This is a genomic window from Paenacidovorax caeni, assembly GCF_001298675.1.
Taxonomy (GTDB): Bacteria; Pseudomonadota; Gammaproteobacteria; order Burkholderiales; family Burkholderiaceae_C; genus Paenacidovorax; species Paenacidovorax caeni.
In genome coordinates this window covers 1-6466 of record NZ_CYIG01000083.1, presented here as the reverse complement: position 1 = coordinate 6466, position 6466 = coordinate 1, and the positions used below count along the sequence as shown (strand labels likewise).

The following is a 6466-nucleotide window of genomic DNA, read 5'->3' as shown; positions in this document are numbered from 1 at the left end:
GGAAGCAGCTGCGCGCGCGCCAGGCCCAAATGCATACTGCCTCCCAAGCTCTTGCCATTGAGCGGCAAGCGAGCGCTCAACCTTCCTTGGCCGAACGTGTTTCGAGGCCCAAAACTCGTGCCATACTTGGCCTCATGCGGTTGAATTTCCTATCCGTTCATGCGGTTGAATTTCCTATCCGTCGTGGTGGTGCGGTTGACGAAGAAGCGATAGGGTGAACCGTTGCCGCAGCTGGCGCCGGATGCAGCCGGGGCCTCGATGGCCTCCCACTTGTTGAAGGTGGTGGGTGCGGGGCCGACGTTGCCGGTGGTGTTGGGCACCCATGGCGCAGGCGCCGCCCAGGCCGACGAGGCAACAACAAGGGTCAGGACGCTCAAGGCGCCGTGCACGATCTGGCGGGGCATGACAGTCTCCAGGGTGGACACGCCAGCGCCTGGGCAAGGCAGAACAGGGCGTCTCTTCCAATTGATTTGCCCCACATTCTGGCGACTCGGTTAACGCGCCACATCGGTGCAAACGTCATAGCCCGATCAGGGGGAGGACTTACACCGATCCGCGTGCCCCGCGCATGCGCCAGGCCTGAGGCGTATCGGCCGTCCAGCGCTTGAAGGCCTTGGTGAAGGCGCTCTGGTCGCTGTAGCCCAGCATCATGGCCACTTCGCAGACCGACAGCGCCGGATCACGCAGGTACTGCCTGGCAAGCTGTTCTCGCGTGCGATCCAGCAACATCTGCCAGGTCAGGCCTTGGTCACCCAGTCGGCGCTGCAAAGTTCGCTCCGACTGGTTCATCATCTTCGCCAGCCGGTGCACCGACACCCCACCCTCCGGCAACACCCGCAACAACAGGCGCTGCACGGCCTGGTCAAAATCACCCGGCTCGGGCAAGGCGCGCAACAGGGCTTCAGCCTGCCCATCCAGCAGCGCACGCAAACCGGGCTCAGGGTGCCGCATGGGGATCTGCATGTAGGACACCGGGATCCGCACTCGCGTGTGGGTATCACCAAACACCACAGGGCACTGGAAGAAGGCCTCGTAGCGCGCACGCAGTTCCGAGTCGGCCTCGTGCACAAAACTGATCCGCAAAGGCCTGGGCGGATCGTCTACCTGCCGACTCATGAAGGTCACCAGCGCCCCGATGGACACCTCGTTGAACATGGGCCCCTGTTCGGCCGGTGGCCAGGCGATGTCAACCTCGTCTCCATGCCAACTCACCTGAGCGAGGTTGGCGCCATAAAACAGGCGCTCATACGACAGATAGACGCGCATGGCCTCGCCCAGGTTGTCTGATGCCGCCACCAGATAGCCCAACACGCCCAGGTGACGCGGTTGCACGCCGGCCCCGATCTGCAAGCCCAGTGCCGGCACCCCTGGCCGTAATGCCGCAGCCTGAGCCAGGGCCTCACGCCATGCCGGCAGGGGCACCACGTCGTCGGGCGCGAAGCGAGCCAATTGGGCACGCAGCCTGGGTGCCGTCAAGCCCTCGCGATCCAGCCAATCCGTCAGCAAGCCGGTCCAGGCGCCCGTCACCCTCATCAAACCATTCACGACACGCACTCCGCTGCCTGACATGGCAGTGGTCCGCATTGTCACAAATTATCGAAAAGATGGCGCAGATTAACTATCGAGAAGGCGCTCGCCTGCCTACAGTTGCCATCACCGAGCAGACAAAACAAGATCAGGCCTGACCAGGAAAGGACCCTCCCGATGAACGCCACGCTCTCTCGCCGCCCGCTTCGCCGCTTCTGGGGTTGGGGTGTCGCCTGCGAACACCTCACGCAAGAAGAATCGGCCCGCATCGGGATGATGGTGCAAATGCTGGGTGGGCAGATCACGGATCGCACTGAGCCCCAGGTCAGTGACTTCACGCTGCCTGCGCCACGCATCGCCCCTCCTGCAGCCCTGGCGGCCATGTTCTCGGATACCCCGCTGGACCGGCTCAATCACGCCTTGGGCAAGAGCTACGCCGATCTGGCCCGCATGTGGCTGCGCCAGGTGCCCCATGTACCAGACTGGGTGGCCTACCCCGATGACGAGCAGGCCGTGATCGACATCCTGGATTGGGCCTCGCGCCACAACGTGGCCGTGATCCCTTATGGCGGTGGCTCCAGCGTGTGCGGCGGCGTGGAAGCCGCTGTGGGCAGCAGTTATGCAGCGGCCGTGTCGCTGGACATGGAGCGCCTTAACCGCGTACTGGAGGTGGACCCCACCAGCCGCGCCGCCCGCATCCAGGCCGGCGCGCTGGGCCCGGAGCTGGAAGCGCAACTCAAGCCGCATGGCTACACCTTGCGCCACTACCCGCAGAGCTTCGAGTTCTCGACCCTGGGCGGCTGGATCGTGACCCGTGCAGGCGGCCACTACGCCACGCTCATGACCCACATCGATGATCTGGTCGAAAGCACCCGCATGGTCACGCCATCAGGGGTGTGCGCCTCTCGCCGCCTGCCCGCATCGGGCGCGGGCCCATCGCAGGATCGGATGGTGCTGGGCTCGGAGGGTACGCTGGGCGTGGTCACCGAGGCCTGGATGCGCCTGCAGGAGCGTCCTCGCTACCGCGCCAACGCCTCCGTGCGCTTCACCGACTACAAACAAGGCGTGCAATGCGTACGGGCCCTGGCGCAATCGGGCCTGTACCCGAGCAACTGCCGCCTGCTGGACCCGATGGAAACCGTGTTCTCAGGCGTGGGCGATGGCAGCGCCGCCGTGATGGTGCTGGGCTTCGAATCAGCCGATCACCCGATGAACGAATGGATGAGAAGAGCCCTGGAAGTGGTCCGCGATCACGGTGGCAGCTATGACGCCGAATCGGTTGAGCGCTCGATGCGCGATGACGGAGGCGAAGAGCACCGCAGCGGCACAGCCGGCGCGTGGCGACAGGCCTTCCTGCGCATGCCCTACTGGCGTGACCCTGCCGTGGGCAATGGTCTCATCATGGACACCTTCGAGACCGCCACCACCTGGGACCGCTTCGAGGCCTTCTACAAAGGTGTGCGCAAAGACGTGGCCCAGGCCGTGCAGCAAGCCACCGGTCACCCGGCCTTTGTATCCTGCCGCTTCACGCACATCTACCCGGATGGCCCTGCGCCCTACTTCACCATCGCCGCGCTGGGCAGTGCGCAGGGCGATGTGGCATCCGCTCTGGCCGCCTGGCGCGAGATCAAGCAAGCCGCCAACGAGGCCGTGATCAAGCATGGCGGCACCATCACCCACCACCACGCTGTGGGGCGCGACCATCGCCCAGGTTATGAGCAGGAAACACCGCCCCTTTACCGCCAGATGCTGCAAGCAGCCAAGGCCACGGTGGACCCGCAAGGCATCCTCAACCCGGGCGTGCTGATCGATCCACGGGATCGCCAGGTCGGCATCACCGGCGCATTGGGCAGAACCTGATCAGGCGCAGGCCAGCCCCAACCAGGGCAGGCTCATGCTCCATCCTTTTGAGCCGGTCTTGGGATGGAAGAATTGGAAGTGCCCGACAGCGCGCAAACCGTGCTGCTCGGGCCGCAAGACCTTGAGATCTACCTGCGTGCCGGTGTAGTGGCTGTGCATGGCCTTCACGCCACGTGGACTGGCCATCGTGTCATCCGTGAAAACCACGGCCGTGATGGGCAGCTTCACGCTGGCATAAGCCTGCCGCACGGCTTCGCCTTCGCTGACGACAAAGTCCGGATGGCTGCACCAGCGCTTCCATTGCGCCACCACGCCACGAGGCAAATCGTCCACCGTGCGGATGCGGCGGCCGGCAAAGTAGCCATGCCGCGCCACGCTCAAAGGCACGATCACATGCCAGAAAACACCCATCACATAGCGCAGGGGTCGCGCCACATGCTCGCGATAGCCGCTGCCACTGCCCAGCGTGGCCACACGGTCGATGCGCGGGTGCTGCGGCATCATCCCGAACAGGATGCCGCCCATGCTGTGGCCGAACCAGGTGATGGGCAAACCAGGGTGGCGCTGTGCCACCAGTTCCATCACGGCAGGCGCATCGTGACGCGCCCAGTCCACCAGCCTGGCCTTGTAGCCGACCAGGCTTGGCGGCGCTGACTGCGCCATGCCGCGCCAGTCAAAGGTATAGACGACGCAGCCGTGCTGCACCAGCCAGCTGGCGTAGCGTTCATAGAAGGTCTGAGGCACGCCCAGTGCGCAGGCGATGATGACGGCGCGGCGCACATGGACGCCACCATGTGGTCTGAAACAACGACCAGCCAGCATGTGGCCATCGTCGGTAAGGATATGCAGGGCTTCCATGAAACTTCCAACAGAAGCAAGGTAGAAAAATCACCCACAAAAAAGCCCGCAAGGATCTCTCCATTGCGGGCTCTTGCAGTTCAAGCAGCCATCAATCAGACCTCAACAAGCGCCCGATCAACAGCATGCCTGAAAGCCATCATCACAGGCTGTCGACGCGCTCGAAGATGCCAGCAGCACCTTGGCCGGTACCGATACACATCGTCACCATGCCGTACTTGCCGCCAGTGCGACGCAGACCGTGCACCACGGTCGCAGCGCGGATGGCACCGGTCGCACCCAGGGGGTGGCCCAGGGCGATCGCGCCGCCCATCGGGTTCACCTTGGCGCGGTCCAGCACGTGGCCCTTGCTGTCCAGGTCCTTCAGCACAGCCAGAGACTGTGCAGCGAACGCTTCGTTCAGCTCAACCCAGTCCATGTCCGAAGCCTTCAGGCCGGCGTATTCCAAAGCCTTGGGGATGGCTTCGATCGGGCCGATACCCATGATTTCGGGTGGCACGCCCTTGACGGCGAAAGCCACGAACTTGGCCAGAGGCTTCAGACCGTACTTCTCGCAAGCTTCCTTGGAAGCCAGGATCAGGCAGCCAGCGCCGTCGGACGTCTGCGACGAGTTACCGGCCGTGACCGAACCCTTGGCAGCGAACACGGGACGCAGCTTGGCCAGACCCTCCACCGAAGTGTCAGGACGAGCGCCTTCGTCACGGCTGATGGTCTTCTTGGTGATCGTCACTTCGCCTGTTTCCAGGTTGGGTGTACGCACTTCGATGTCGATCGGCGTGGTTTCAGCGTCGAAGAAGCCAGCTTGCTGCGCAGCGATGGCGCGGCGGTGCGACTCAGTGGCGAAAGCGTCCTGCTCTTCGCGGGTCACCTTCCACTGTTCGGCCACCTTCTCGGCGGTCATGCCCATGCCGTAGGCGATGCCGACGTTTTCGTCGAGGTTCACCACAGCAGGGTTGAACGAAGGCTTGGAGCCGCCCATGGGAACCATGGACATCGATTCCACGCCACCGGCGATCATGACTTCGGCTTCGCCCACACGGATGCGGTCAGCAGCGATCGACACGGCAGTGATACCAGCCGCGCAGAAGCGGTTCACGGTGGCACCGGCCACGGTCTTGGGCAGGCCAGACAGCAGCGCGGCGACCTTGGCCACGTTCATGCCTTGTTCGCCTTCGGGCATCGCGCAGATCCTGGGCGGCGGCATGGTGGGCACCCACGCAGGCGACATGATTGGCGAGATCGCCCTGGCCATCGAGATGGGTGCGGACGCTGTCGACATCGGCAAGACCATCCACCCGCATCCAACCCTTGGCGAATCCATTGGCATGGCGGCGGAAGTGGCGCATGGCAGCTGCACGGATGTGCCGCCTGCGCGCAAGTAAGTCCGCAGCCAAGCTACCCTGCCAAGGCCCGAACTGGCGACGGTTCGGGCCTTGTGCTTTGCGTACCCAAACAATCGCCGCAGAATACTGTGCATTTGTACAGTATTCATGTCAGCCACTTCCAAGCCCAAGCTCTACAACCCACGCCACCCCGAACGCACGCTGCTCTACCAAACGGTAGCCGAGCACTACGAGACCTGGCTAGAGTTGGCCAGCGCGGGTCAGTTCGACGGCCAGGGCGACCACCACACCCCCAAGCCCTTCGTGCGCAAAGCGTTTGCCAAGTATCTTGAGTGCGGCATCTTTGCCCATGGCTTTGCCCGCGCTCGCTGCGGCGACTGTGGGCACGACTACTTTGTAGCCTTCTCCTGCAAAGGCCGGGGAGTCTGCCCCTCGTGCACCACCCGGCGCATGGTGGAGACAGCAGCGCACCTGAACGATCACGTATTCCCCCGCCTGCCGGTGCGCCAGTGGGTGCTCTCCGTGCCCAAGAGGTTGCGGTACTTCATGCAACGCGACGGAGCGGTGCTGAGCATGGTGCTGCGCATCTTTCTGCGGGTGATCGCACAAACTCTGCAGACCCACAGCCCCGGTGCGGCCCATATGGACAAGGCAGGCCTGCACATCGGTGCCATCGCCTTCATTCACCGATTCGGCTCCAGCCTCAATGAACACGTCCACTTCCACGTTTGTGTGGTGGACGGGGTGTTTGAGGAAGTGGAGGGCGAGGGCGATGCTGATGCGACCCCTCGAATCTCATCGCCGGGTGTCATCTTTCACGCGGCCACCGGCATCGATGCGGCTACCGTGGCCCCAGTGCAGACCACACTGCAAAAACG

At 63.7% G+C, this 6466-nt stretch carries 4 protein-coding genes and 3 pseudogenes; 3 read left to right on the top strand and 4 right to left on the bottom strand.

The annotated features are described in order from the left end of the window. Nucleotides 1-149: 149 nt before the first annotated feature. Nucleotides 150-404, bottom strand: coding sequence for a hypothetical protein (locus BN2503_RS20340; protein ID WP_054258059.1), 255 nt, complete (start codon nt 402-404; stop codon nt 150-152). A gap of 139 nt (nt 405-543) precedes the next feature. After that, on the bottom strand, nt 544-1569 hold the full coding sequence (locus tag BN2503_RS18425) for a helix-turn-helix domain-containing protein (protein ID WP_074930496.1): 1026 nt from the start codon (nt 1567-1569) through the stop codon (nt 544-546). A 135-nt stretch (nt 1570-1704) separates the two neighbouring features. Here BN2503_RS18425 and BN2503_RS18420 point away from each other — a divergent pair, with 135 nt between their 5' ends. After that, on the top strand, nt 1705-3387 hold the full coding sequence (locus BN2503_RS18420; RefSeq protein ID WP_054258058.1) for an FAD-binding oxidoreductase: 1683 nt from the start codon (nt 1705-1707) through the stop codon (nt 3385-3387). Here the strand turns inward: BN2503_RS18420 and BN2503_RS18415 are convergent, their stop codons facing one another. Together BN2503_RS18415 and BN2503_RS18410 are read right to left on the bottom strand one after the other, a co-directional pair. Continuing rightward, entirely contained in the window at nt 3388-4245 is an 858-nt protein-coding gene (locus BN2503_RS18415) for an alpha/beta hydrolase family protein (RefSeq protein ID WP_054258057.1), read from the bottom strand. Between the two features lie 142 nt (nt 4246-4387). Continuing rightward, a pseudogene (locus BN2503_RS18410) lies at nt 4388-5464 on the bottom strand (acetyl-CoA C-acyltransferase); the annotation flags it as partial. Between BN2503_RS18410 and BN2503_RS21130 the strand changes: the two are divergent. Together BN2503_RS21130 and BN2503_RS18400 are read left to right on the top strand one after the other, a co-directional pair. Beyond that, a pseudogene (locus BN2503_RS21130) lies at nt 5421-5627 on the top strand (oxidoreductase dimerization domain-containing protein); the annotation flags it as partial. The pseudogenes BN2503_RS18410 and BN2503_RS21130 overlap by 44 nt on opposite strands. A gap of 108 nt (nt 5628-5735) precedes the next feature. Continuing rightward, nucleotides 5736-6466, top strand: a pseudogene (locus BN2503_RS18400) (IS91-like element ISCR8/ISPps1 family transposase); the annotation flags it as partial.